Origin of the sequence: Roseibium sp. (assembly GCF_965276855.1) — a bacterium.
In the GTDB taxonomy this organism is placed as follows: domain Bacteria; phylum Pseudomonadota; class Alphaproteobacteria; order Rhizobiales; family Stappiaceae; genus Roseibium.
On record NZ_OZ255700.1, the window covers coordinates 3,228,275 to 3,250,524 of the forward strand.

General features: G+C 56.1%; 21 protein-coding genes. 12 read left to right on the forward strand and 9 right to left on the reverse strand.

From position 1 onward, the window contains the following. The first annotated feature begins 19 nt into the window (after nt 1-19). The 8 genes from ACQY4Z_RS14950 (at nt 20) to ACQY4Z_RS14985 (ending at nt 8,559) form a co-directional block, all read left to right on the forward strand. Nucleotides 20-1,846, forward strand: a complete 1,827-nt coding sequence (locus ACQY4Z_RS14950; protein ID WP_428522516.1) for a M3 family oligoendopeptidase — start codon at nt 20-22, stop codon at nt 1,844-1,846. 16 nt (nt 1,847-1,862) lie between these two features. Then, nucleotides 1,863-2,777, forward strand: coding sequence for a heme-dependent oxidative N-demethylase family protein (locus tag ACQY4Z_RS14955; protein ID WP_306147882.1), 915 nt, complete (start codon nt 1,863-1,865; stop codon nt 2,775-2,777). Between the two features lie 99 nt (nt 2,778-2,876). Then, nucleotides 2,877-4,256, forward strand: a complete 1,380-nt coding sequence (locus tag ACQY4Z_RS14960; protein ID WP_428522519.1) for an ABC1 kinase family protein — start codon at nt 2,877-2,879, stop codon at nt 4,254-4,256. A gap of 177 nt (nt 4,257-4,433) precedes the next feature. Next, complete coding sequence (locus ACQY4Z_RS14965) at nt 4,434-4,715, forward strand: aa3-type cytochrome c oxidase subunit IV (RefSeq protein WP_008190938.1); 282 nt, start codon at nt 4,434-4,436, stop codon at nt 4,713-4,715. A 61-nt stretch (nt 4,716-4,776) separates the two neighbouring features. Further along, a complete protein-coding gene (locus ACQY4Z_RS14970) occupies nt 4,777-5,916 on the forward strand; it encodes a Re/Si-specific NAD(P)(+) transhydrogenase subunit alpha (protein WP_428522521.1) in 1,140 nt (379 codons plus the stop codon). Nucleotides 5,917-5,927: 11 nt separating this feature from the next. Next, nucleotides 5,928-6,398 (forward strand): proton-translocating transhydrogenase family protein, encoded by a 471-nt coding sequence (locus tag ACQY4Z_RS14975; protein WP_008188999.1) that lies wholly within the window; start codon nt 5,928-5,930, stop codon nt 6,396-6,398. 12 nt (nt 6,399-6,410) lie between these two features. Next, entirely contained in the window at nt 6,411-7,805 is a 1,395-nt protein-coding gene (locus ACQY4Z_RS14980; RefSeq protein ID WP_133951373.1) for an NAD(P)(+) transhydrogenase (Re/Si-specific) subunit beta, read from the forward strand. An 82-nt stretch (nt 7,806-7,887) separates the two neighbouring features. Beyond that, nucleotides 7,888-8,559 (forward strand): RluA family pseudouridine synthase, encoded by a 672-nt coding sequence (locus ACQY4Z_RS14985; RefSeq protein WP_420339712.1) that lies wholly within the window; start codon nt 7,888-7,890, stop codon nt 8,557-8,559. A 13-nt stretch (nt 8,560-8,572) separates the two neighbouring features. On the opposite strand, the gene ACQY4Z_RS14990 is transcribed toward ACQY4Z_RS14985, so the two are convergent. The 3 genes from ACQY4Z_RS14990 to rpsU all read right to left on the reverse strand — a co-directional run bounded on the left by ACQY4Z_RS14990 (nt 8,573) and on the right by rpsU (nt 10,521). Beyond that, complete coding sequence (locus ACQY4Z_RS14990) at nt 8,573-9,166, reverse strand: NAD(P)H-dependent oxidoreductase (RefSeq protein WP_428522524.1); 594 nt, start codon at nt 9,164-9,166, stop codon at nt 8,573-8,575. Nucleotides 9,167-9,268: 102 nt separating this feature from the next. Beyond that, nucleotides 9,269-10,123, reverse strand: a complete 855-nt coding sequence (locus ACQY4Z_RS14995; protein ID WP_409694397.1) for a tetratricopeptide repeat protein — start codon at nt 10,121-10,123, stop codon at nt 9,269-9,271. 170 nt (nt 10,124-10,293) lie between these two features. Beyond that, on the reverse strand, nt 10,294-10,521 hold the full coding sequence (gene rpsU / locus ACQY4Z_RS15000) for a 30S ribosomal protein S21 (protein ID WP_008188883.1): 228 nt from the start codon (nt 10,519-10,521) through the stop codon (nt 10,294-10,296). 353 nt (nt 10,522-10,874) lie between these two features. On the opposite strand from rpsU, the gene ACQY4Z_RS15005 reads away from it, so the two are divergent. Continuing rightward, nucleotides 10,875-12,275: an MATE family efflux transporter gene (locus tag ACQY4Z_RS15005; protein ID WP_428522527.1), complete on the forward strand. Its 1,401-nt coding sequence runs from the start codon at nt 10,875-10,877 to the stop codon at nt 12,273-12,275. On the opposite strand, the gene ACQY4Z_RS15010 is transcribed toward ACQY4Z_RS15005, so the two are convergent. The 3 genes from ACQY4Z_RS15010 to ACQY4Z_RS15020 form a co-directional block, all read right to left on the reverse strand. Continuing rightward, nucleotides 12,276-13,370: a 5-(carboxyamino)imidazole ribonucleotide synthase gene (locus ACQY4Z_RS15010; protein ID WP_428522529.1), complete on the reverse strand. Its 1,095-nt coding sequence runs from the start codon at nt 13,368-13,370 to the stop codon at nt 12,276-12,278. A 24-nt stretch (nt 13,371-13,394) separates the two neighbouring features. Beyond that, nucleotides 13,395-13,889, reverse strand: coding sequence for a 5-(carboxyamino)imidazole ribonucleotide mutase (gene purE / locus ACQY4Z_RS15015; RefSeq protein WP_209179864.1), 495 nt, complete (start codon nt 13,887-13,889; stop codon nt 13,395-13,397). A gap of 135 nt (nt 13,890-14,024) precedes the next feature. Then, nucleotides 14,025-14,222, reverse strand: coding sequence for a YdcH family protein (locus ACQY4Z_RS15020; RefSeq protein WP_428522531.1), 198 nt, complete (start codon nt 14,220-14,222; stop codon nt 14,025-14,027). A 348-nt stretch (nt 14,223-14,570) separates the two neighbouring features. On the opposite strand from ACQY4Z_RS15020, the gene ACQY4Z_RS15025 reads away from it, so the two are divergent. Beyond that, nucleotides 14,571-14,750 (forward strand): YdcH family protein, encoded by a 180-nt coding sequence (locus ACQY4Z_RS15025; RefSeq protein ID WP_133951387.1) that lies wholly within the window; start codon nt 14,571-14,573, stop codon nt 14,748-14,750. A 70-nt stretch (nt 14,751-14,820) separates the two neighbouring features. On the opposite strand, the gene ACQY4Z_RS15030 is transcribed toward ACQY4Z_RS15025, so the two are convergent. Both ACQY4Z_RS15030 and ACQY4Z_RS15035 read right to left on the reverse strand, forming a co-directional pair. Then, nucleotides 14,821-16,452: an acyl-CoA synthetase gene (locus ACQY4Z_RS15030; RefSeq protein WP_428522534.1), complete on the reverse strand. Its 1,632-nt coding sequence runs from the start codon at nt 16,450-16,452 to the stop codon at nt 14,821-14,823. Between the two features lie 87 nt (nt 16,453-16,539). Further along, a complete protein-coding gene (locus tag ACQY4Z_RS15035) occupies nt 16,540-17,304 on the reverse strand; it encodes a sulfite exporter TauE/SafE family protein (protein WP_428522536.1) in 765 nt (254 codons plus the stop codon). Nucleotides 17,305-17,471: 167 nt separating this feature from the next. Between ACQY4Z_RS15035 and ACQY4Z_RS15040 the strand changes: the two genes are divergently transcribed. Together ACQY4Z_RS15040 and ACQY4Z_RS15045 are read left to right on the forward strand one after the other, a co-directional pair. Continuing rightward, complete coding sequence (locus tag ACQY4Z_RS15040) at nt 17,472-19,379, forward strand: propionyl-CoA synthetase (RefSeq protein WP_306147809.1); 1,908 nt, start codon at nt 17,472-17,474, stop codon at nt 19,377-19,379. 134 nt (nt 19,380-19,513) lie between these two features. Then, the gene (locus ACQY4Z_RS15045) at nt 19,514-20,305 is read left to right on the forward strand and encodes an SDR family NAD(P)-dependent oxidoreductase (RefSeq protein ID WP_428522538.1); all 792 of its coding nucleotides are present in this window, start codon (nt 19,514-19,516) and stop codon (nt 20,303-20,305) included. A 41-nt stretch (nt 20,306-20,346) separates the two neighbouring features. Here ACQY4Z_RS15045 and ACQY4Z_RS15050 read toward each other — a convergent pair whose 3' ends face one another. After that, nucleotides 20,347-22,134, reverse strand: a complete 1,788-nt coding sequence (locus ACQY4Z_RS15050) for an ABC transporter transmembrane domain-containing protein (RefSeq protein WP_428522540.1) — start codon at nt 22,132-22,134, stop codon at nt 20,347-20,349. Nucleotides 22,135-22,250: the final 116 nt, after the last annotated feature.

Below are 22,250 nucleotides of genomic sequence, written 5' to 3' on the forward strand. Positions count from 1 at the left end.
CCGTTTTCCGGAGTATGAAATGCCCTTTTTGAGCCCAAATTTTGCGCCTGCCGCCTCAGGAACAGCAGAGCTTGGCGAACTCCCCGTCTGGGATCTGACGGACCTCTATCCGTCCGTCGACGCACCCAAAGTCACCTCTGATCTAAAGGAAGCGCTCGATCGCGCAAAGACTTTCGAGGCGTCCTACAAGGGGCGGCTTGCCGATTTGGCGGCAAACAATGTTGCGGCTTTGGTGACGGCCATCCGCGCATATGAAGATCTGGAAGACCTCATGGGCCGCCTGATCTCTTTTGCCGGATTGGTCTATGCAGGCAACACAACAGACGCGGCTGCGCAAAAGTTCTATGGCGATGTTCAAGAGCAAATCACGACGGCAAGCTCGCATTTGCTGTTTTTCAGCCTGGAACTGAACCGGATTGAGGATGCTGCGGTCGATGCTGCGTTGGAGGATGCGCATCTCGCCCATTACCGGCCTTGGATCGAAGATCTTCGTAAGGACAAGCCGTACCAGCTGGAAGACCGGGTCGAGCAGCTGTTTCATGAAAAGTCGGTCACCGGCAGCAGTGCCTGGAACCGTCTGTTCGACGAGACGATGGCGCGGTTGACCTTCAACGTTGCAGGTGAAGAGCTTCCGGTCGAGCAGACGCTCAATCTGTTGACCGACCCTTCACCTGAAAAGCGGGAAGAAGCGTCAAAGGCGCTCACCGAAACATTTTCCAAGAACCTTAGCACCTTCGCACTGATCACAAACACCTTGGCCAAGGACAAGGAGATTTCCGACCGGTGGCGGAACTTCTCAGATATCGCCGATAGCCGGCACCTGGCCAATCGTGTCGAGCGTGAAGTGGTCGACGCAATGGTCTCCTCGGTCCGGGATGCTTATCCGCGCCTTTCGCACCGGTACTACAAACTCAAGGCCCAATGGCTAGGTGTTGATCAACTCAACACTTGGGATCGAAACGCTCCGCTTCCCGATGCCGATACGCGGATCATTCCTTGGGTTGAAGCCAAGGACACCGTGCTTTCTGCCTATAACACCTTCTCCCCGGACATGGCGGAGATTGCGAGCCGCTTCTTCGACAAAGGCTGGATCGATGCCCCTGCGCGGTCCGGCAAGGCGCCAGGTGCATTCGCCCATCCAACGGTGCCGAGCGCGCATCCCTATGTTCTTGTCAATTACCAGGGCAAAGTTCGGGACGTGATGACCTTGGCTCATGAACTCGGGCATGGCGTTCACCAGGTGCTGGCCGGTCCGAATGGTCCGCTCATGGCGCCGACGCCCCTGACACTTGCGGAAACCGCGAGTGTTTTTGGAGAGATGCTGACTTTCAAATCTCTCCTCGCGAAAGCGGAAGACCCGAAAACAAAAAAAGTCATGCTTGCCTCTAAGGCAGAGGACATGATCAACACGGTCGTCCGGCAAATCGCATTTTACACTTTTGAGCGGAAGGTTCACACGGAGCGGCGCAATGGTGAGTTGACCGCGGACAAGATCGGAGAACTCTGGCTGTCAGTGCAGGGTGAGAGCCTTGGCCCGGCCATCAAGCTCAATGAAGGGTATGAGACTTTCTGGACTTATATCCCGCATTTCATTCACTCACCGTTTTATGTCTATGCCTACGCCTTCGGGGATTGCCTCGTGAACTCGCTTTATGCGGTTTACGAGGAAGCTGAGACTGGGTTTCAGGAGAAGTATTTTGATCTCCTGAAAGCTGGAGGCACCAAGCATCATTCCGAACTGTTGAAGCCATTTGGTCTCGATGCAACCGATCCTGATTTCTGGAAGAAAGGTCTGTCCGTCATCGAACGTTTGATCGATGAGCTGGAAACTCTGGATCAGGCCTGAGCAACGGTCTGCTTTGATGTCCAAGGAAGATTTCCGGTTTCAGCATACTCCCTATGACGGCTCCAGCCATCCATTCACGGTCGGTCTAAAGCCGATCGACGAAGGGGAATGGCTCGAGCCGGATGCTTTCCTTGTTCCGCATCTGGCTGAGAAGGACCGTTTGGTATCCGAGCGCCATGATGCTGTTTTCCGCGCTGAGGACGGCACGGAAGAGGCGCAGCGGGAAGTGCTTGCGCTTATAGTTGAAAACCTGAAGCAGTATCACGGCAAGACCCACAAGTTTGAGGCTGGTCGTGTGGTGATTGCGGATCGGGGGCCGGTCGTCGACCTTTCCAACGAGCCAGCCCTTCTGACAGCCGCGCGCCTTGTCCAAGAAGACTTGGTTCTGATGCGTCAGGGGCCAGACGGCTACAGGTTGGCGGCGGCCAGCCTGAGTTTTCCATCTTCCTGGTCATTGGCCGAGAAGTTCTCGAAATCCATGAGTGCAATTCACGAGACGGTCCCGGGTTTTAACGGCGCGCGCATGGGCCTAATGGTCGCTCGCCTCTTCGAGAACCTGAAGGTGGGCCAATTTGTGTGCCGCTTCAACTGGTCGATTTACCCGGATGATGAGCTCTACAATCCAAAGCCCCATCGCATCGATATGCGGGATGGCGAGCCGGCCCTGTCGCGCCTCTTCCTGAGAGTTGAACGGCAAACTCTGCGCCGTTTGCCGGGAAGTGGGGACATTATCTTCACGATCAAAATCCATCATGATCCGTTGCGCGCATTGGAGGGACATCCAGAGCGGGGGCAGTTGGCCGGGCAACTCAGAACGCAGTTGATGGCGCTGGATCCGGACCAGCTGCAATACAAAGGTTTGGCCAATGCGCGGGATGAACTGGCGCGCGCGCTGTCCGAACTCTCCACTTCTGAAGCTGGAGTGATGTGACAGATCGTCGTTTCTGAGCCTCTGGACTGGAAGTTGGCGGGCAATTTTATATGTACCGGTCAATAGAAACGTTTCGTTCGGTAAGGAGCATCTGGGCACATGCCTCAGGACAAGGATCGGGAAAGCAACCGCTTTAGCGCACGTATGGGCCGATATGCACGTGTGGGCACGAACGTTGGCGGCATTGCTGCCAAAGTTGCCGGCGCGAAACTGCTGGGCATGGATCTCGACAATGGGAAGAACGCTTCCGAGCTGGCTGCTGCCTTGGGAGGGCTCAAAGGTCCGCTGATGAAGGTGGCGCAACTTCTATCGACTATACCCGATGCACTGCCACCGGAATACACCACCGAACTTGCCAAGCTCCAGGCCAGTGCGCCCCCTATGGGATGGGCGTTTGTCAAACGGCGCATGCGGGCTGAGCTTGGTGCTGGCTGGGAAAAACGTTTTGAAAGTTTTGAGCGCGAACCGGCTGCGGCCGCATCGCTTGGGCAAGTGCATCGCGCTGCTGGACACGACGGCCGTGTTCTGGCCTGTAAACTTCAGTATCCGGATATGGCATCCGCAGTGGAGGCTGATCTCAAGCAACTGCAAATGCTGTTTTCACTACACCGGCGTATGAAGCCGGCAATTGATACCAGTGAGATAGCGAAAGAAATCAGTGCCCGCGTTCGCGAGGAGCTCGACTATGGCCGCGAGGCCGGCCACATCGGGCTATATAAGCAGATCCTCGAGGATGCGCCGCATATCCGTGTTCCCGACGTCGTACCGGATCTGTCGACTAAGCGGCTCTTGACGATGAACTGGCTGCACGGGCGGCCATTACTTGATTTCAAAGAGCATGATCAAGAGGATCGAAATCGGTTGGCAAAGACGATGTTTCACGCATGGTGGCATCCTTTCAGCCATTACGGTGTGATCCATGGTGATCCACATTTGGGCAATTACACGGTGTTTGAGGAAGAGGGCGTGCCCTCCGGGATCAACCTTCTGGACTATGGCTGCATCCGGATCTTCCCTGAAGCTTTTGTCGAGGGCGTTGTTGAACTCTACAAAGGGCTTTTGGAAGAGGATAATGACCGTGTGGTTGCCGCATACGAACGCTGGGGATTTCAAAACCTGAAGAAGGAAGTCATTGAGGTCCTGAACATCTGGGCCCGCTTTATTTACGGTCCGCTTCTCACGGATCGTGTCCGGTCGATCGCAGATGGCGTTTCGGCGGCTGAATACGGCCGGAAGGAAGCGTTCAGGGTGCACTCTGCGCTGAAAGAACTCGGCCCTGTCACAGTGCCGCAGGAGTTCGTTTTCATGGATAGGGCCGCAATCGGCCTGGGTGGTGTCTTTTTGCACCTGCGGGCAGAGTTGAATTTCTTTCAACTGTTCAATGAGCAAATTGACGGATTTGAAGCGAGTACAGTTCGCAATCGGCAGGAAACTGCGCTTGAAGCTGCGGGCCTTCTTGAGCCTGGACGGGCTGCTTAGGCGTGGTCCCTATCACCTTTAGCCGGCAGGTTTAACTCGAAAGTCGGATATATATCCCGTTTACGTAAACGGAATTGCTGCTATGCTTCCTTCGAATTTGCAATGCAAAAGATTGCCGAGCGGCAAGGGTTTATTGTAAGGAAGACCACTGAATGAGGAATTTATTTGGGGGACTTTATGTCTGACGAAACTGCACCGGCAATGGACTACGAAACGCACGAGAGCACTTACGAGGGGTTCATCAACTTCTCCAAGATCGGCACCGTCGCGGTTTTGAACATTGTTCTTTGCCTGATCCTGTTTGCCTTCGGTGGCACCTCTGCTGTTGTCTTCGGTTGGTTGATGCTCATCGCGACGCTTGTGGCCTCTGGCATCGGCATGGCGCTGGGCGAAAAGGGATGGGTCCCGCCAACAGTCGTATTTGCTCTGACCGGCGTTCTGTGCATCCTGCTGGTCTAAGCCTTACCTGACATACGCTCTGGCCCCGGATCCCGGGGCCGCAAATCCTGGGGAGGGGTATATGAAAATTGCTGTACCGCGCGAAACCGACGCGGTTGAAACACGTGTGTCCGCCACGCCTGACACGATCAAGAAACTGATCGGCTTCGGCGCAACCGTGGTTGTTGAGAAGGACGCCGGCAAGCTTTCGCGTATTCCCGACCAGGATTACAAAGACGCTGGCGCGGAAGTCGCGGCCGACTATGCATCAACGGTTGGCGACGCCGACGTGGTGTTGAAAGTCCGCCGCCCTTCCGCAGATGAGCTCGGAGCCATGAAGAAAGGCGCGCTCGTTCTGGCGTCGATGGATCCTTATGGCAACGAGAAGGATGTGGAGGCCATGGCGAAAGCCGGTATCACCGCCTTCGCAATGGAATTCATGCCACGCATAACCCGTGCGCAGGTCATGGACGTCCTTTCCTCCCAAGCCAACCTGGCAGGTTATCAAGCCGTCGTTGAAGGAGCGGCCGAGTATGATCGCGCCATGCCGATGATGATGACCGCAGCAGGAACTGTTCCAGCGGCGCGTGTCTTCGTCATGGGTGCTGGCGTTGCTGGTCTTCAGGCGATTGCGACCGCGCGGCGCCTGGGTGCGGTCGTCACTGCAACAGATGTGCGGCCAGCTGCCAAGGAACAAGTTGAATCTCTCGGCGCAAAGTTTGTTGCCGTTGAAGACGAAGAGTTCAAGCAGGCGGAAACTGCTGGCGGATATGCGAAGCAGATGTCCGAAGAGTACCAGAAGAAGCAGGCTGAACTCGTTGCGTCTCATATCGCCAAGCAGGACATCGTGATCACCACAGCGTTGATCCCTGGGCGTCCGGCGCCGCAGTTGGTCAGCAAGGCGATGCTGGAGAGCATGCGTCCTGGCGCTGTCGTCGTTGATCTTGCTGTTGAGCGCGGCGGTAACGTGGAAGGCGCCAAACCCGGCAAGGTGGCAACGGTCGCGGGCGTGAAGGTGGTCGGTCACCTGAACATGGCAGGTCGCATCGGTGCGTCCGCCTCCGCCCTTTACGCCAAGAACCTGATCGCATTCCTTGAGACCATGATCGACAAGGAAGCCAAGGCCTTGAAACCTGATTTCGAGGACGAGCTGCTGCAGGCGACCGTATTGACCCGCGATGGCAAGGTGGTTCATCCCGCCTTCGCTCCTGCGGAAAGCTAAGGGGGAGAGTGATGAGCGACTTGTCTCAAACCGAAGCCTTGGAACGCGCAGAAGCGGCCGCGGAAGCAGCCAGGGAAGCCGCGTCCAATGCGCAGGAAGCTGCAACGGCAGCGCAAAGTTATGTGGACCAGATCGCAGGCGGAGCTGCCGATGTTGCCGTTCAAGCAGCATCAACGAGTGCAATCGAACCGTTTGTGTTTCTGTTTTCGGTATTCGTCCTGGCGATCTTTGTCGGATATTATGTGGTTTGGTCGGTGACACCGGCTCTGCACACGCCGCTTATGGCGGTAACCAACGCGATTTCATCGGTTATCGTCGTCGGTGCATTGCTGGCAGTTGGTGTTGACTTGACCCAAAGCGATGGCGCCTACATGGCGCGGGTCTTTGGGTTCCTGGCCCTTGTCCTTGCTAGCGTGAACATATTTGGCGGGTTCCTCGTGACCAGCCGAATGCTCGCTATGTACAAGAAAAAGCAGCGATAGGAGGCCGAACCCATGTCAGCTAATCTTACGGCGGTTCTCTACCTCATATCCGCAGTCTTGTTCATCATGGCCCTTCGCGGCCTGTCCAGCCCGGAGACCTCCCGTCAGGGCAACACTTACGGCATGGTCGGGATGGCCATCGCGGTTCTGACGACGTTGTTCGCAACGGGCCTGACCGCTGGATCGTTCTTCCTGATCGTGATCGGTGTCGGTGTCGGTGGCGGCCTCGGTGCCTACATCGCGCAGCGTATCCCGATGACGGCCATGCCGCAGCTTGTGGCAGCCTTTCACTCGCTGGTTGGTCTTGCGGCGGTGTTCGTTGCGGCCAGTGCGCTCTATGCGCCCGGCGCATTCGGGATCGGCGCGCCGGGTCAGATCTACACCTCGGCCATGGTTGAAGCGTCCATTGGCGCTGCAATCGGTGCGATCACCTTCACCGGCTCGGTGATCGCCTTCTTGAAGCTCGACGGCCGCATGTCCGGCAAGCCGATCATGCTGCCGATGCGCCATGCCATCAACATCGCGCTGGCAGTTGGAATGGTGGTTCTGACGATCATTCTGGTCGGCTCGGAAAGCATGACGGTCTTCTGGGCCTTGGTGATCGTAGCGTTCATCTTCGGTGTCCTGATCATTATCCCGATCGGCGGTGCGGACATGCCAGTGGTGGTGTCCATGCTGAACTCCTATTCCGGATGGGCCGCAGCCGGCATTGGTTTCACAGTGTCGAACATGGCGCTGATCATCACCGGTGCGTTGGTCGGATCTTCAGGTGCGATCCTGTCCTACATCATGTGTAAGGGCATGAACCGGTCGTTCATCTCCGTTATTCTTGGCGGCTTCGGCGGCGAAACAGCTGCCGCTGGCGGTGATGGCGGCGAAGAGCGTCCTGTCAAGCAGGGTGCTGCGGACGATGCAGCCTTCATCATGAAGAACGCGTCCAAGGTGATCATTGTTCCAGGTTACGGTATGGCCGTGGCTCAGGCGCAGCACTCGCTGCGCGAGTTGGCGGATCAGCTCAAGGAGGAGGGCGTTGAAGTCAAATACGCCATCCACCCTGTCGCGGGCCGCATGCCAGGTCACATGAACGTCCTTCTTGCCGAAGCGAACGTTCCGTATGATGAAGTGTTCGAGTTGGAAGACATCAACTCCGAATTTGCGCAGGCAGATGTTGTCTATGTGATCGGGGCGAACGATGTGACCAACCCGGCTGCTCGCGATGATCCGCAATCGCCGATTTACGGCATGCCGATCCTGGATGTTGACAAGGCGGGCACCGTCCTCTTCGTCAAGCGCGGCATGGCCTCCGGTTATGCGGGCATTCAGAACGAGCTCTTCTTCAACGACCGCACGATGATGCTGTTCGGCGATGCCAAGAAAATGACCGAGGAAATCGTCAAAGCACTTTGATCGGTTCCACCTGGTTTGGGGTCTGAAAGGCGCGGCACTTGCCGCGCCTTTTGTTTTTGGCAAAACCCGTTATAAGCCGGGCATGAACCAATCCGCCCCAGCTTCTTTTGTCTACGATCCGCCGAGAGAGCCGTTTTTGACCGTTCTCCACGTGGATGCGGATCTTTTGGTGGTTGATAAGCCAAGCGGACTGCTGAGTGTCCCAGGTAAGGCCCTGGAGCATTCTGATTGCATCGAGGCCCGCGCGCAGCAAACCTATGCAGAGGCGCGGATCGTCCATCGGCTGGATATGGATACCTCCGGTGTCATGGTGCTGGCCATGAATGCTCAGGCTCACCGACACCTTGGTCTTCAGTTTGAGCGGCGAAAAACGGAAAAGACCTACGTGGCAGAGGTCTGGGGTCAGATTGAGAAGGATGCTGGAGAAATCGATCTGCCGCTTATCTGTGACTGGCCGAACCGCCCAAAGCAAATGGTGAGCTTTGAACACGGCAAGCCGGCTTTGACCAGATGGCAGGTGATTGCGCGGAACGAGCGGACCACGCGTGTTCGGCTTTTCCCGTTTACAGGCCGATCTCATCAGCTGCGTGTTCACATGCTGTCACTCGGCCATCCGATTGTTGGTGACCGGTTTTATGCGACTGGCGATGCGCTTTCAGTTTCGCCGCGTTTGCGCTTGCATGCAGAAAGTTTGACCTTGCATCACCCAACCGGCGGAGAGCGTGTCACGTTCGACGCTTTCTGCGAGTTTTGAACTCCAAAATACCCTAGGCAGCTTTTTGTCCGAGGGTCCTCATTTTTCGTTTCCAGCTCGAGATTTTGGTGTCGTCTGCAGCTTCAACCATTCCGAATAGCGTTGACCTGACGTGCGAAAATCCGATGAAGCGAAAGATATTACGCTCCAGGCTTTTCAAACTATGGGCCCGGTACCACAGGCGGTAGAAGAGCGAGGGCATCCCCATCGTCACGACAATTCGTGCCGACTTTCCTTTCATTTTCCCTTTAGGCCAAGCGTCATCCGCACCGCTCTCAAAGGCGGTGTCGTAATGGAATATCTGCTCCAGGAAGGCTTTCGTGTAGGCTGGCAACGTGCCGAGCCACAGGGGATAAACCAGCACAACATGGTCCGCAGCCAGGAGGAGGTCTCTAGCAGGATGCAAGGGGACTGGTGTCGGCTGTTTTTGAAAGTCGGACGGTGTCTGGAGGATCGGGAAATCCAGATCGGCGATCCGAATTAACGTTGCATCGTGACCAGCTTCGACAGCGCCGTTTCGATAGCTTTCCGAAAGGGCGTGGCACAGATGGTTGGGGGCAGGGTCCGGGTGCCCGTCCAGAATCACGATACGTTTTGCGATAGCCATTGACCGCTCCGAATTCTATTGGAGACGGTGGCACTCTATTGTTTCTGCAATTGATCGCCTTGAGACCGGTCAATCAGATAGGAGCTAAGATGCGTCGGCCGGTTATGCGCCGCCAACCCGACGGAGTCCGTCCCGCGCGACCTGGTTCGAATTGTCAAGGGTCATGGCCCGGGTGAAATTGCGCCGCGCATCCTTTGGCTTATCAAGCATCTCCAAGGCAAGCCCCCGGTTTGCCCAGGCAACGGACGAATCGCGGTCCAGATTGACCGCCATGGACAAGTCAGAGAACGCTGCATTCGGATCGTTGACAGCGAGATAGGAAATGCCCCGGGCAATGTAAGGCGCGCTGGCTTTCGGGTTAAGGCCGATCGCTGTTGCGAAATCTTCGATGGCGCGCGGGTTCTGGTTCTGTGCCTGATAGATTAGCCCGCGGTTATAGAACGCTCGAGCATCACTGCTGTCTCGTGAAATCACGGAGTTGAAGTCGTTCAAAGCCGCTGTAAAGTTGCCCTGCTGACGGTAGATGTTCCCGCGGCCGACATAAGCGACGTCATAGTCCGGCTTGATGTTGATCGCCCGCGTGTAGTCGGAAATGGCCAGATCGTTCTGGCCCATCCGGCGGTACACCAGAGCGCGGTTGGCATAGGTCTGGTAGGACTGCGGATTAAGCTGTAGGGCGCGATTGAAATCTTCGATCGCGTTATCGAGTTTCCCCGCCTGGCCGTAGGCAATGCCACGTGTGCTGTAAGCGTTGGCATCGGACGGATTGGCTTCAATCACAGATGTCAGGGAGGCAATGTTCGTCGAAGACCCGGCAGACGAGTTCACCGGCACGCCTTGATACACTCCACTGCCCTGGCAGGCGCCCAAGAGCGTAACCATCCCCAAAAGGGCGGCGTGTGGCAGAAATCTTCTGATCCGGCGCATGGAACTCATTTCAGTGAAGCCAATGGACATGCCGTTAATCTGCCTCCAATTAGGCGGTAATATGGCTTTTAAGTCCGCTGCCATCCACGGCGGAGCGGGTATCCCCGACAAACGCCAAAAAGCCGACCGATCTCACGGCCGGCCTCTCGGCAGATATCATGTGCAGAAAGCTTGCTGCCAGCAGCACGCTCAAGCCGGTATTAGCGGCGAGCGGATTTGCCCGGCAGAAGACCTTCGCGCTGCGCCCGCTTGCGAGCCAGCTTGCGTGCGCGGCGGATAGCTTCAGCTTTCTCGCGCGCTTTTTTCTCAGACGGCTTTTCGAAGTGACCGCGAAGCTTCATTTCACGGAAGATGCCTTCGCGCTGCATCTTTTTCTTGAGCGCCTTCAGCGCTTGATCGACATTGTTGTCGCGAACCAGAACCTGCACGCGTTTTTTCCCGTTTTTAATATGCTACGGTCAATTCCGCAGCGAATTAAGACCATGATTGAAGCGAGGTTTCGTCAAACGATCTTGAGACTGCTCTGAACAACATGCAGTCAACGCAAGAGTGCATCCACTAGTGTACAGAAACCGGATCGCCGCTGACGCGTCGCTCACTTTGAGCCGGGTGTTTACCAGAGGCCGGGGATTGAGTCCACAGTGATTTGAAAAAGAAATGGCTCAAATCCGTGATTTGGTCATTTCCAAGCGCCCCGGCAAGGGCGGAAACGTGGTGGACACCGGTGAGTTAGACGAGTAGAGGTGGTTTTTCAATTCCCGCCCATACTTTGGAGTGACGAATGGCGCAGCGCGCTGCAGGGGCTCCTGATTCGACGACAAAACAATCCTTGTGGCAGAGCGATATTCTGCCAACCCTTTCGCTTGGGTTGCCCTTGGCCGGTGCGCAGTTGGCGCAAATGGCTATCAACACAACCGATGTATTGATGATCGGCCGTTTGGGCGCCGAAGAGCTGGCCGCGTCGGTATTGGCATTCAATATTTACATGCTGCTCTGGTTTTTCGGCATGGGGCTCCTTCAGGCGGTGATTCCCCTCGCAGCCCGTGCCCGGGGGCGGAGGCAACCGCGGGATCTTCGCCGCGCGGTCCGGATGGGATTTTGGGTTTCGGTTTTGTACTGCCTGCCGATCTGGGTGCTTCTTTTTTTTACTGAAGAATTGCTCCTGCTCTTCGGTCAGGATCCGGAACTTGCCCGGCTCGCTGGCATTTATATGGGCGTCTTGCAATGGACCATGTTGCCGGCGCTTCTGATCATGGCTGTTCGCGGCTTCTTGACCGTGATGGAACGTACACAAGTCGTCCTGTGGGCAACGATTGCCGGAGCCTTGGTCAATGCGGCCCTTGATTATGTTCTGATCTTTGGAGAGTTCGGCTTTCCGCGTTTGGAATTGATAGGTGCGGGTATTGCCTCCGTTTTCAGCGCAACGACAACGTTCCTGTTTCTACTCTTTTACGCGCTCTATCATCCGAGGCTGCGGCGGTATCACATCCTCGGCCGAATTTGGCGGTCGGACTGGCCCGTTTTCTTCCAGATCGTTCGGTTGGGAACGCCAATCGCGGTCACGATTGTGGCTGAAGGATCATTGTTCACTGCATCTGCAATCATGATCGGATGGCTGGGTACAATACCGCTTGCCGGTCATGGCATCGCGTTGCAGATCGCTTCCCTGACGTTCATGGTCCCAGTTGGCTTGTCTGTTGCTGCAATGACCCGGGTGAGCTTGGCTGATGGGCGCGGCGACAAAGAAGGTGTTGGCCGTGCCGGGTGGACGGCGCTCGGCGTGACGATGACCTTTATGGGGGCGTTTGCGGTATTGTTCTGGACCGTGCCGGAGACGCTTGTCGGGTTTTATCTGGACCTCAGCGACCCGCAGTCGCAAGAGGTGCTTGCCTACGGCGTGTCGTTCCTTCTCGTTGCGGCACTCTTCCAGCTGGCCGACGGCGGTCAGATCATAGGCGTCAACAACCTGCGTGGCCTGGGCGACACCACGATCCCGCTATTTTATGCCCTTTTCGGCTACTGGATCGTCGGGATCAGCCTCTCGCTTGGCCTCGGATTTTTGGCCGGCTGGGGCGGTGTCGGCGTCTGGTGCGGTCTTGCTGGCGGTCTCTTGTCGGTCGCGATCTTGTCCAACGTCCGCTTTGCCCACAGGGAAAGACTCGGATTGCTTCAGCGCAATTGATCAGCGGGTCTTTGGAGAGATCCGGTTCACATGCCCCATCTTGCGGCCATCCCTGATTTCGGCCTTGCCATAAAGGTGCAGTTGAGCCGCCGGATCTTTCAGGATGGCGTGCCAGTCTTCTGCATCGCGCCCGATAAGATTTTCCATGACGGCATCAGAATGCCGGTCTGCCGGACCGAGCGGCCAACCGGCAACCGCACGAATGTGTTGATCAAACTGGGACGTCAAACACGCGTCCTGGGTCCAATGACCCGAATTGTGAACGCGCGGCGCGATCTCGTTGACCAAAAGCTCTTCGGTATCGCCGTTGCGAACAAGGAACATCTCAACCCCCATCACGCCAACATAGTCGAGACTTGAAACGATCCGTTCGGCCATTTGCCGGGCTGCCGTCAGCGTTTGCTTAGAAACGCCAGCCGGAACCGTTGATGTCTTCAGAATGTGGTTTTCGTGATGGTTTCGGGCAATGTCATAACTTGCACTGTTGCCGTCCAAGTCTCGTGCGACGATCACCGAGACTTCACAGTCAAAGCCAATGAGGGCTTCTAGAACCGCAGGAGCGTTGCCGATCCGTTCGAATGCACCGCCAATGTCCTGAGGCAAACGGATCATGGTCTGGCCTTTACCGTCATATCCGAACCGCCTGGTTTTCAAGACGCCTTGGCCGCCAAAGTCTTGAACGGCTGTTTCGACATCCGCTTGCGAGGTGATTTCTGCAAAGTCAGCAATCGCCACACCTGAATTTTTCAGAAACTCTTTCTCAAACAGGCGATCCTGGGAAACTTCAAGAGCACGCACGCCAGGGCGAACCGGGACCTTGCTTGTAAGATACTGCGCGGTTGGGCCGGGGACATTTTCAAACTCATAGGTCACAACGGACACGGCGTTCGCAAATGCTTCCAGCGCAGCTGTGTCCTCATAAGCTGCGATCGTGTGTTGGGCGCTGACATCAAACGCAGGGCTGTTCTGGTCAGGACAGAAAATGTGTGTTTTGAGGCCCATGCTGGCAGCCGACTGAGCCAGCATGCGGCCCAACTGGCCGCCGCCAAGAATTCCGATCGTGTCACCGGGTTGAAGGCGAATGGAAGCGCTCATGGCGGCCTATCCTGCGTCTGGTGATTAATTGGTGTCGTCGACTGGGTATTCTGCGACTGCGGCAGTACGCCCGGCCCGGTACGTGTCGAGAGCTTCTTCGATATCAGAATTGTTGAGGGCCAGGACCGCGCCTGCCAACAATGCTGCGTTGGTCGCTCCGGCCTTGCCGATTGCCAATGTGCCAACCGGGATGCCGCCGGGCATCTGTACGATCGACAGGAGGCTATCCTCCCCGGAAAGCGCGCGGCTTTCAACCGGAACACCGAAAACGGGCAGAGGTGTTAAAGCTGCGGTCATGCCGGGCAGGTGAGCCGCACCGCCGGCGCCAGCGATGATAACCTTGAAACCTTCGGCCTTGGCGCCCTTGGCAAACTCATACATGCGGTCTGGCGTCCGGTGCGCGGAAACAATGCGCGCTTCGAAGGAGATGCCAAGCTCGGCAAGCGTATCGGCAGCGTGTTTCATGGTCGGCCAGTCGGACTGACTGCCCATAATAATTGCAACGTCTGCCTGCGCCATTCTCTACTCCAAGTGTTGTGGGAGGCCGGAAGAGCCGCGGAGTATAGGCACGGAGCGCTGCTTCGCAAGCATCAATGCAGACGAAACATCAGGGAGCTCTGTCACGCAGGGCTGTTTGGCACTGACGGGTCGAGATCACGCAATAATGTCGGGGCGCAGCTGATCTTCCAAAACCATGATCCGGTCCTTGATCAACAGTTTCTTTTTCTTCAAGCGCTGCAATTGAAGAGCGTCGTGATTGGACGTTGCCGCCAATGCCTCTACGGCGACGTCGAGATCCCTGTGTTCCTGACGGAGCTGCGCAAGCTCCACCCGCAAAGCCTCAGTATCCATTCGTGCCTTCAATCCCCCAGAACCGGTTCCTAGTCCTAGTCCATTTTTGGGTGTACGGGCAAGACAGCATAAGTTTTTGCTGTTTATTCACCGAAGGATTGGCCCCGGGCCCTTGGAACTACTTTTTCCTGTGTGCCGTAATTTATGAGATGGCAAATCTGTCATGATCAAAAACCGATAGTTTTTAGTGTCTTAAGTATGTGCCGGAATTTAGGAATTCTAAAGGATAGTGGCGAGAACCCATTCTACGACGGCAAAATGGTCCCGGTATGCAGAATCTGCAATCGACAACGCCTGAAAATGTGTGGCACGATGCTTTCGTTGAGCCAACAGACAGGAGGTTTATCCATGTCAATGCAGTCACATCTCGCAGAACTTGAGCGCCGCCATGCGGAAATGGAACGCAAGATCGAAGACGCTCTGTTACATCCGAGTACGGACTCCCTGAAATTGGCTGACATGAAACGGCAAAAACTCAAGATCAAGGATGAGATTGAGCGAATACGAAAAGATGTGACGATCCACTGATCGCACGGACTTTGGGAAATTCAACGCCGCGCCATCTGCGCGGCGTTTTTTATTCATGGAGATGAACTTCTTAGAGGGCTTTGGCTTGTTCCCGGAGGGCAAACTTCTGGATTTTCCCGGTCGATGTTTTAGGCAGGTCGCAGAAGACAATCGTCTTCGGAGATTTGAAGCTTGCCAGATGTTCTTTGCAGAAGGCCATCAGCTCGGTCTCCGTTGTATCCGAACCAGGCTTCAGCTCAACGAAGGCGCAAGGGGTCTCGCCCCATTTTTCGTCCGGACGGGCAACGACTGCCGCGGCCTGAACGTCCGGGTGTTTGTAAAGGACATCTTCGACCTCGATGGAGGAGATGTTTTCCCCGCCTGAAATAATGATGTCCTTGGACCGGTCCTTCAATTGAATATAGCCGTCCGGGTGCATCACACCGAGATCGCCGGAATGGAACCAGCCCCCCTTAAAGGCTTCATCCGTCGCCTCCGGGTTTTTCAGATACCCTTTCATCACGACATTGCCGCGGAACATTACCTCCCCAATGGTCTGCCCATCGGCGGGAACCGATTCCATGGTCTCCGGGTTGAGAACCGTCAGATCTTCCAGCGCAACGTAGCGAACACCTTGCCGCGCTTTCTTTTGAGCTTGTTGTTCCAGAGGCAGCGAATCCCATTCACCCTTCCAGTCATTGACCACCGCTGGGCCGTAGACCTCGGTCAATCCATAGAGATGGGTCACGTTGAACCCAGCGGTTTTCATCGCTGCCAGAACGCTTTCCGGCGGCGGCGCTGCGGCGGTGAAGAACTCGACCTCCCGGTCCAGATCCCGCTTGTCATCGCCAGCATTGAGCAGTGTCGACATGATAATCGGTGCACCGCACAGGTGGGTCACGCCTTCATCTGCGATCAGATCCCACATGGCTTTTGGCCGGACCCAGCGCAAACACACATGCGTTCCGGCGACAACGGATAGGGACCAGGGAAAGCACCAGCCATTGCAATGGAACATGGGCAATGTCCAAAGATAGACAGGATGCTTGGCCATCGAAGCGGTGATCACGTTTGCTTGGGCCAGCAGATAAGCGCCGCGGTGGTGGTACACGACACCTTTGGGATTTCCTGTGGTGCCGGATGTGTAGTTCAGCGTGATGGCATCCCATTCATCATCGGGGAGGGACCAGCTGAAATCCGGATCCCCGGATTGAAGGAAATCTTCATAATCCAGTGACCCCAAACGCTCGCCATCCTGCGGGAATTCGGGGTCTGAATAATCGATCACGGTCGGTTTGACGGTGGCCAGTTGGAGGGCTTCCTTGATCACGGGCGCATATTCGCGATCCGTAATCAGCACCTTGCAGTTGGCGTGATCGAGCTGGAACGCAATGATCGCTGCATCAAGCCGTGTGTTGAGGGAGTGCAAGACAGCTTTCGTCATCGGCACACCATAGTGAGCCTCAAGCATTGGCGGGACATTCGATAGCATTACGCTGACGGTGTCTTCCTTACCAATGCCGTGTTTGCTCAGTGCGGATGCCAGTTGTTTCGAGCGCTTGTAGAATGTCCGATAATCTGTCCGCTGTTTGCCATGAATGATCGCGGTGTGATCTGGAAACACATCTGCGGCCCGCGCCAAGAAGCTTAGCGGGCTCAGCGCTGCATAGTTAGCGTCAGTCTTGTCCAGTCCTTTGGCAAAGGGGCTAACTGTCGCGTCCATGATTTTCCTCCCAATCGTCTTTGCCCGGTATCAAAGCCGGAAAAGTCTTTGGGAGCAATGCAACAAAGGACGTTTGTGGTACTTCGGTCAGGCAAGCAGTCCGGTGAGACCATCGTAGGTCAGTTTTGCGCCGATTAGGCCCATGACGACATAGATGATGGTGTAGAACGTTTCTGCCTTGATGATGCGGACAAGCCGCACACCGGCCAGCGTGGCAACAAGTGCAACCGGGAACAGCACCGCCGATGTCGTGAGGTTCGTCGTATCAAATTGCCCCAGAAAGAAATAGGGAATGACCTTTACCGCGTTCACGGTGGCAAAGAAGATCACTGCCGTCCCTGCAAACAGCATCGGTGCGAGTTTCAGAGGCAGCGTATACATCTGAAATGGCGGGCCACCGGTGTGACTGATGAAACTGGTAAATCCCGCGACTGCTCCCCAGAAAGACCCTTTCGGTATGTTGTGGCCAAGGGCTGCGGCCTCTTTTCTGCGTTTGAAAACATAGTCGGCGACAAACGCCAGCGAGATCACCCCGATCATCAGCGTGACGAATGTATCATTCACGTAGGCAGCCGTGCCCCAGCCGATCCCGATCCCGACCATTGCTGCCGGAAGCAAAATAGCCAGGCTGCGCCGATCTGCTTTGCCTTTGTATGCCATCAACGCAACGGCATCCATCACCAGCAGGATCGGCAACATGATCCCGGCTGCCTGAAGCGGCGAAATCACCAACGACATGATGGGAACCCCAAGCATGGCGAACGTTCCACCGAACCCTCCCTTTGACAAGCCAACGCAGATGACGGCAGGGACAGCAGCTGCATAGAACCAGGGGTCGGTGATGAGAAGCATCAAAAATCACTGTTATGACGTGGGAAAAGGCGCTGCAAACAAGCACGACGGAGGGATTACGTAAAGGTCCGCTCATCGAATTGCTAAGTCAGTGACACTTGCTTTTCAAACCATACTTGCAACACACTCGCGAAAATCGATGAGTGCTGCTGTTTGGGAGGAAGACGATGGCAAGCCGGTATCATGACGTTTATCAAGGCTGGCATTCCGATCCGATGGGGTTTTGGAAAAATGCCGCTTCCGAGATTGACTGGATTAGCACGACAGACAAGGTCTTCGATCCCGATCAAGGTCAATTTGGCCGCTGGTTTCCGGATTGGGAATGCAACACCTGCTACAATTGCCTGGACCGTCATGTAGAGCGCGGCCGACCCGGCCAGCCGGCGCTGATCTACGACAGCCCGATCACTGGAGCTAAAGCAACCTACACCTACGCTGAGCTGCTCGAAGAGGTCGAGGCGTTGGCGGCTGTTCTTCAGGACAACGGACTAGAGAAGGGAGATCGGGCAATCATCTACATGCCGATGATCCCGCAAGCTGTCATGGCGATGCTGGCGTGCGCGCGTCTCGGCGTGATCCACTCTGTGGTGTTTGGTGGCTTTGCGGCCAATGAACTTGCCACCCGGATCAATGATGCGACCCCGAAAACGATTATCGCAGCGTCCTGCGGGATCGAGCCGGGAAGGGTCATTTCCTACAAGCCGCTGATCGACGACGCTATCGGGCTGTCCACACACAAGCCGGACAGTGTGTTCGTTTATCAACGTGAGGCAGAGATTGCTTCGCTGGTAGAGGGCAGGGACCATGATCTTGGCAAGCTGATGGAAGATGCGGTTGCCGCTGGCCGCCGTGTGCCGCCGGTGCCGGTCAAGGCGACCGATCCGCTCTATATTCTCTACACTTCAGGCACCACCGGGCAGCCGAAGGGTGTCGTCCGTGACAATGGCGGTCATATGGTCGCGCTCAAGTGGTCCATGTCGAACCTCTATGACATTCAGCCCGGCGAAGTTTTCTGGGCAGCGTCAGACGTGGGGTGGGTCGTCGGCCACAGTTACATCGCGTACGCACCGCTTCTTCACGGCTGCACCACGATTGTTTTTGAAGGCAAACCTGTGGGAACGCCGGATGCAGGTACCTTCTGGCGTGTGATCTCTGAACACAGCGTCGCGTCACTTTTCACAGCACCAACTGCGTTCCGCGCGATTCGTAAGGAAGACCCGAACGGTGAGCTGATCAAGAAATACGATCTGTCGACCTACCGCTCTTTGTTCCTTGCAGGAGAGCGCGCCGATCCGGAGACGGTGAACTGGGCGATTGATCAGTTGCAGGTGCCTGTCATTGACCACTGGTGGCAGACAGAGACGGGTTGGTGCATCGTTGGCAACCCGCTCGGGCTCGGGGCGCTTCCGGTCAAGCCGGGCTCACCCACCGTTCCCATGCCCGGATATGACGTCCAGATCCTGGATGATGCGGGACACCCTCTGGAAGCAAACACCCTCGGCAACATCGTTGTAAAGCTGCCGTTGCCTCCGGGCGCTCTGCCAACCCTTTGGAATGCGGACAAGCGTTTCTTTGATGCGTATCTGGCCGAATTCCCAGGGTACTACAAGACTGCGGATGCTGGTGTGATTGATGATGACGGGTATCTGTCAATCATGGCGCGGACTGACGACATCATCAACGTTGCTGGGCACCGCTTATCGACTGGCGGCATGGAAGAAGTGCTTGCCACCCATCAGGATGTTGCTGAATGTGCGGTGATCGGGATAGCCGACAAACTGAAAGGTCAGTTGCCGTGCGGCTTTGTTGTTCTGAAAGCCGGTGTCGATCGCGAGCATGCGGATATCGAAAAAGAACTGATCAAGCTGGTGCGCGAAAAAATCGGCCCTGTTGCGGCCTTCAAGATCGCCATCACGGTTGACCGATTGCCAAAGACGCGGTCTGGCAAGATCCTGCGCGGGACGATGCGTCAGATCGCCGACGGCGAAGAGTACAAGATGCCGGCGACGATTGATGACCCGGCGATCCTTGATGAAATCACCGATGCGCTGAAATCGCATGGGATTTCCGCATAAGCGGGAAAGGTGACGCAACTGGAGGTGTGCCAGAGGCATCGACAGACGTCATTTTCGGACTTATGGTCGGGCCGCCGCGAAGCGGCCCGTCGCATTTGCGGCGGTGTTTTGTTAGCACAGCCGTGAGGTTTTCCGTGTCTTTAGAAAATAAAGTCGCCATCGTAACTGGCGCAGCCCGAGGTATCGGTTTTGCTGTTGCCAAGCGTTTTGTCATGGACGGCGCAAAGGTTGTGATTGCCGACGTTGATGATGAGGCTGGCGAAGCGGCTGTTGAAGATCTCAGTGGCCTCGGCACTGCCATGTACATCCATTGCAATGTTGCGGAGCGGCTGGACGTCCGCAACATGGTTGCCGAAACGCTGAACGCCTATGGCGACATTGATGTTCTGGTCAACAATGCCGGCATTGTTGTCGGCGCCGAATTCCTTGACCTGGAAGAAGACGACTTTGACAAGGTCCTGTCGATCAACCTGAAAGGGGCCTTCCTGTGTTCGCAGGCTGTTGCCCGGCACATGGTTGAAAAGGTCGACAATGGCGGTGATCCAGGCTGTATAATCAACATGTCATCGATCAACTCTGTGGTCGCGATCCCGAACCAGATCCCATATTGCGTCTCCAAAGGCGGGATGACACAGCTGACCAAAACGACGGCTCTGTCTCTTGCGAAGTATGGCATCCGCGTCAATGCGATCGGGCCCGGCTCGATCATGACCGAGATGCTTGCCTCTGTGAACAGCGACCCGGCTGCGAAAAACCGGATCATGTCCCGCACGCCGATGCTGCGTATCGGGGAGCCATCAGAAATTGCAGGTGTGGCGGCCTTCCTTGCTTCTGAAGATGCCGGTTACGTCACGGGTCAGACAATTTTTGCTGACGGTGGCCGGATGCCGTTGAATTACACCGTGACCGTTCCAGAAGACGACTGATTATACCCCGTTGACTGGATCAGAATGAAAAGGGGTGGAAGCTAGACGGCTTCCGCCTCTTTTCCATTTCCAAACTGCAAGTCCGCAAGTTTGGCGTAAAGACCTCCGGCTGCACTCAACTGTTGATGGGTGCCTGTCTCAACGATCCGTCCTTCGTCCATCACAACGATCCGGTCTGCTTTCAGCACCGTAGCCAGCCGGTGTGCGATGATCAGGGTTGTCCGCCCTTCCATCAACTGATCCAATGCCTGTTGGACAAGTTGTTCGCTTTCAGCGTCCAGGGCGCTGGTTGCTTCGTCCAGCAACAATACTGGTGCCTGTTTCAATACGGCACGGGCAATGGCAATTCGTTGGCGTTGTCCGCCCGACAAAGTGATGCCACGTTCGCCAACCAGTGTGTCGTAGCCATTTGTCATCGTTTCGATGAAAGGGGAGGCAAGGGCGGCTGTGGCCGCTTTGATGATGTCCTCACGTGTTGCATCTGGAAGGCCATAGGCAATGTTCTCCGCAATGCTGGCGCCGAATACTGCGGTGTCTTGAGGCACTAGCGCAATATTGCGCCGAAGTTCGTCCGGATCGAGGTCACGCAGCTCCACGCCATTCATTCGAATGGCACCAGATGTCGGGTCATAAAAGCGCATCAGCAGACTAAAAAGCGTGCTTTTGCCGGCGCCCGAGGGGCCAACAACCGCAACTTTCTCACCCGGAGCAATGGTCAAGGCTAAATCCTGCACCACTGGGAGATTGTCCGCCGCCTGATAAGCAAACGACACATCTTCAAAGCGTATTTCACCCCGTAACGTATCGGGAAGGGGAACGGGATTGAGCGGGGCCCGGATTTCCGGGCTGATCTCCAGAAGTTCGGAGAGACGTTCGGCAGCACCAGCTGCCTGTGACAGCTCGCCCCAGACTTCGGACAATGCGGCCAATGAGCCCGCAGCAAGAATTGAATACAGAAGGAACTGGCTAAGTTCACCGCCGGTCATGCGTCCGGCAAATACGTCACTCGCGCCAATCCAGAGAACGGCAACGATGGAAGAGCCAATGACGAGGATGGCAAATCCCGTCAATGCGGCGCGGGCGGTGATGGCCTGGCGGGCTGCAGTAAACGCCATTTCCACGGCAGAGCGGTAAATTCCGGAGCTGCGGCTTTCGTGCGTAAAAGCTTGCAATGTCCTAACTGATCCGAGCATCTCCCCGGCATAGGCTGAGGCGTCTGCCAGCATATCTTGCGCAAAACGGGAGCGCTTTCTGACCTTCCGGCCAAACCCGATGATCGGGATGAGGATGACCGGGATCGCCGCGAGCACAATGACCGACAAGCGCGGACTGGTTACCACCATCATCACCGAGGCGCCGGTGAACATGATTGTGTTCCGCATTGCCAGGGATGCGCTTGCGCCAAAGGCTGCTTTGATCTGGGTTGTGTCTGCAGTCAGCCGGGACAGGATTTCGCCCGACTTTGCGCTGTCGTAAAATGAAGGGCTGAGCCGGGTCATGTGAGCAAACACATCGGCCCTGACCTCGGCCACGACCCGTTCTCCCAGCCACATGACAAGAAAGTACCGGACAGAACTGGCGCAGGCGAGGGCGCACACGACCCCGATCAGCACAGCGAAGTAGGAGTTGACCAGCGCCGGATCATCAGCGCCAAAGCCAAAGTCGATCATGCGCCGGACGGCGGCGGGCAGAACCAATGTGATGATCGCGGCGGAGAAGAGAGCAGCGAGTGCGGCTAGTACCATGCCTTTGTGCTTCAACAGGTACGGGAGCAACCGGGTCAATGGGCGCAAAGACCTTCTGGTGTCAGAGGGGGCATTTGTTGTCATGTGTTGCCTTGCGAAAACCGGTCTTCCAAAACTATGTCTCCGCCTACTTAATTGGACGGGTGCAGTATGCCAATCCCGTATTGGTCTAACCGGAGGTTTCTAAAGCCAGTTATGCG

Excerpts from the sequence above, each read along its gene's own strand:
- ACQY4Z_RS14950 (WP_428522516.1), top strand. The coding sequence starts at position 20 with ATGCCCTTTTTGAGCCCAAATTTTGCGCCTGCCGCCTCAGGAACAGCA.
- ACQY4Z_RS14955 (WP_306147882.1), top strand. The coding sequence starts at position 1,863 with ATGTCCAAGGAAGATTTCCGGTTTCAGCATACTCCCTATGACGGCTCC.
- ACQY4Z_RS14960 (WP_428522519.1), top strand. The coding sequence starts at position 2,877 with ATGCCTCAGGACAAGGATCGGGAAAGCAACCGCTTTAGCGCACGTATG.
- ACQY4Z_RS14965 (WP_008190938.1), top strand. The coding sequence starts at position 4,434 with ATGTCTGACGAAACTGCACCGGCAATGGACTACGAAACGCACGAGAGC.
- ACQY4Z_RS14970 (WP_428522521.1), top strand. The coding sequence starts at position 4,777 with ATGAAAATTGCTGTACCGCGCGAAACCGACGCGGTTGAAACACGTGTG.
- ACQY4Z_RS14975 (WP_008188999.1), top strand. The coding sequence starts at position 5,928 with ATGAGCGACTTGTCTCAAACCGAAGCCTTGGAACGCGCAGAAGCGGCC.
- ACQY4Z_RS14980 (WP_133951373.1), top strand. The coding sequence starts at position 6,411 with ATGTCAGCTAATCTTACGGCGGTTCTCTACCTCATATCCGCAGTCTTG.
- ACQY4Z_RS14985 (WP_420339712.1), top strand. The coding sequence starts at position 7,888 with ATGAACCAATCCGCCCCAGCTTCTTTTGTCTACGATCCGCCGAGAGAG.
- ACQY4Z_RS14990 (WP_428522524.1), bottom strand. The coding sequence starts at position 9,166 with ATGGCTATCGCAAAACGTATCGTGATTCTGGACGGGCACCCGGACCCT.
- ACQY4Z_RS14995 (WP_409694397.1), bottom strand. The coding sequence starts at position 10,123 with ATGTCCATTGGCTTCACTGAAATGAGTTCCATGCGCCGGATCAGAAGA.
- ACQY4Z_RS15005 (WP_428522527.1), top strand. The coding sequence starts at position 10,875 with ATGGCGCAGCGCGCTGCAGGGGCTCCTGATTCGACGACAAAACAATCC.
- ACQY4Z_RS15010 (WP_428522529.1), bottom strand. The coding sequence starts at position 13,370 with ATGAGCGCTTCCATTCGCCTTCAACCCGGTGACACGATCGGAATTCTT.
- purE (WP_209179864.1), bottom strand. The coding sequence starts at position 13,889 with ATGGCGCAGGCAGACGTTGCAATTATTATGGGCAGTCAGTCCGACTGG.
- ACQY4Z_RS15020 (WP_428522531.1), bottom strand. The coding sequence starts at position 14,222 with ATGGATACTGAGGCTTTGCGGGTGGAGCTTGCGCAGCTCCGTCAGGAA.
- ACQY4Z_RS15025 (WP_133951387.1), top strand. The coding sequence starts at position 14,571 with ATGTCAATGCAGTCACATCTCGCAGAACTTGAGCGCCGCCATGCGGAA.
- ACQY4Z_RS15030 (WP_428522534.1), bottom strand. The coding sequence starts at position 16,452 with ATGGACGCGACAGTTAGCCCCTTTGCCAAAGGACTGGACAAGACTGAC.
- ACQY4Z_RS15035 (WP_428522536.1), bottom strand. The coding sequence starts at position 17,304 with ATGCTTCTCATCACCGACCCCTGGTTCTATGCAGCTGCTGTCCCTGCC.
- ACQY4Z_RS15040 (WP_306147809.1), top strand. The coding sequence starts at position 17,472 with ATGGCAAGCCGGTATCATGACGTTTATCAAGGCTGGCATTCCGATCCG.
- ACQY4Z_RS15050 (WP_428522540.1), bottom strand. The coding sequence starts at position 22,134 with ATGACAACAAATGCCCCCTCTGACACCAGAAGGTCTTTGCGCCCATTG.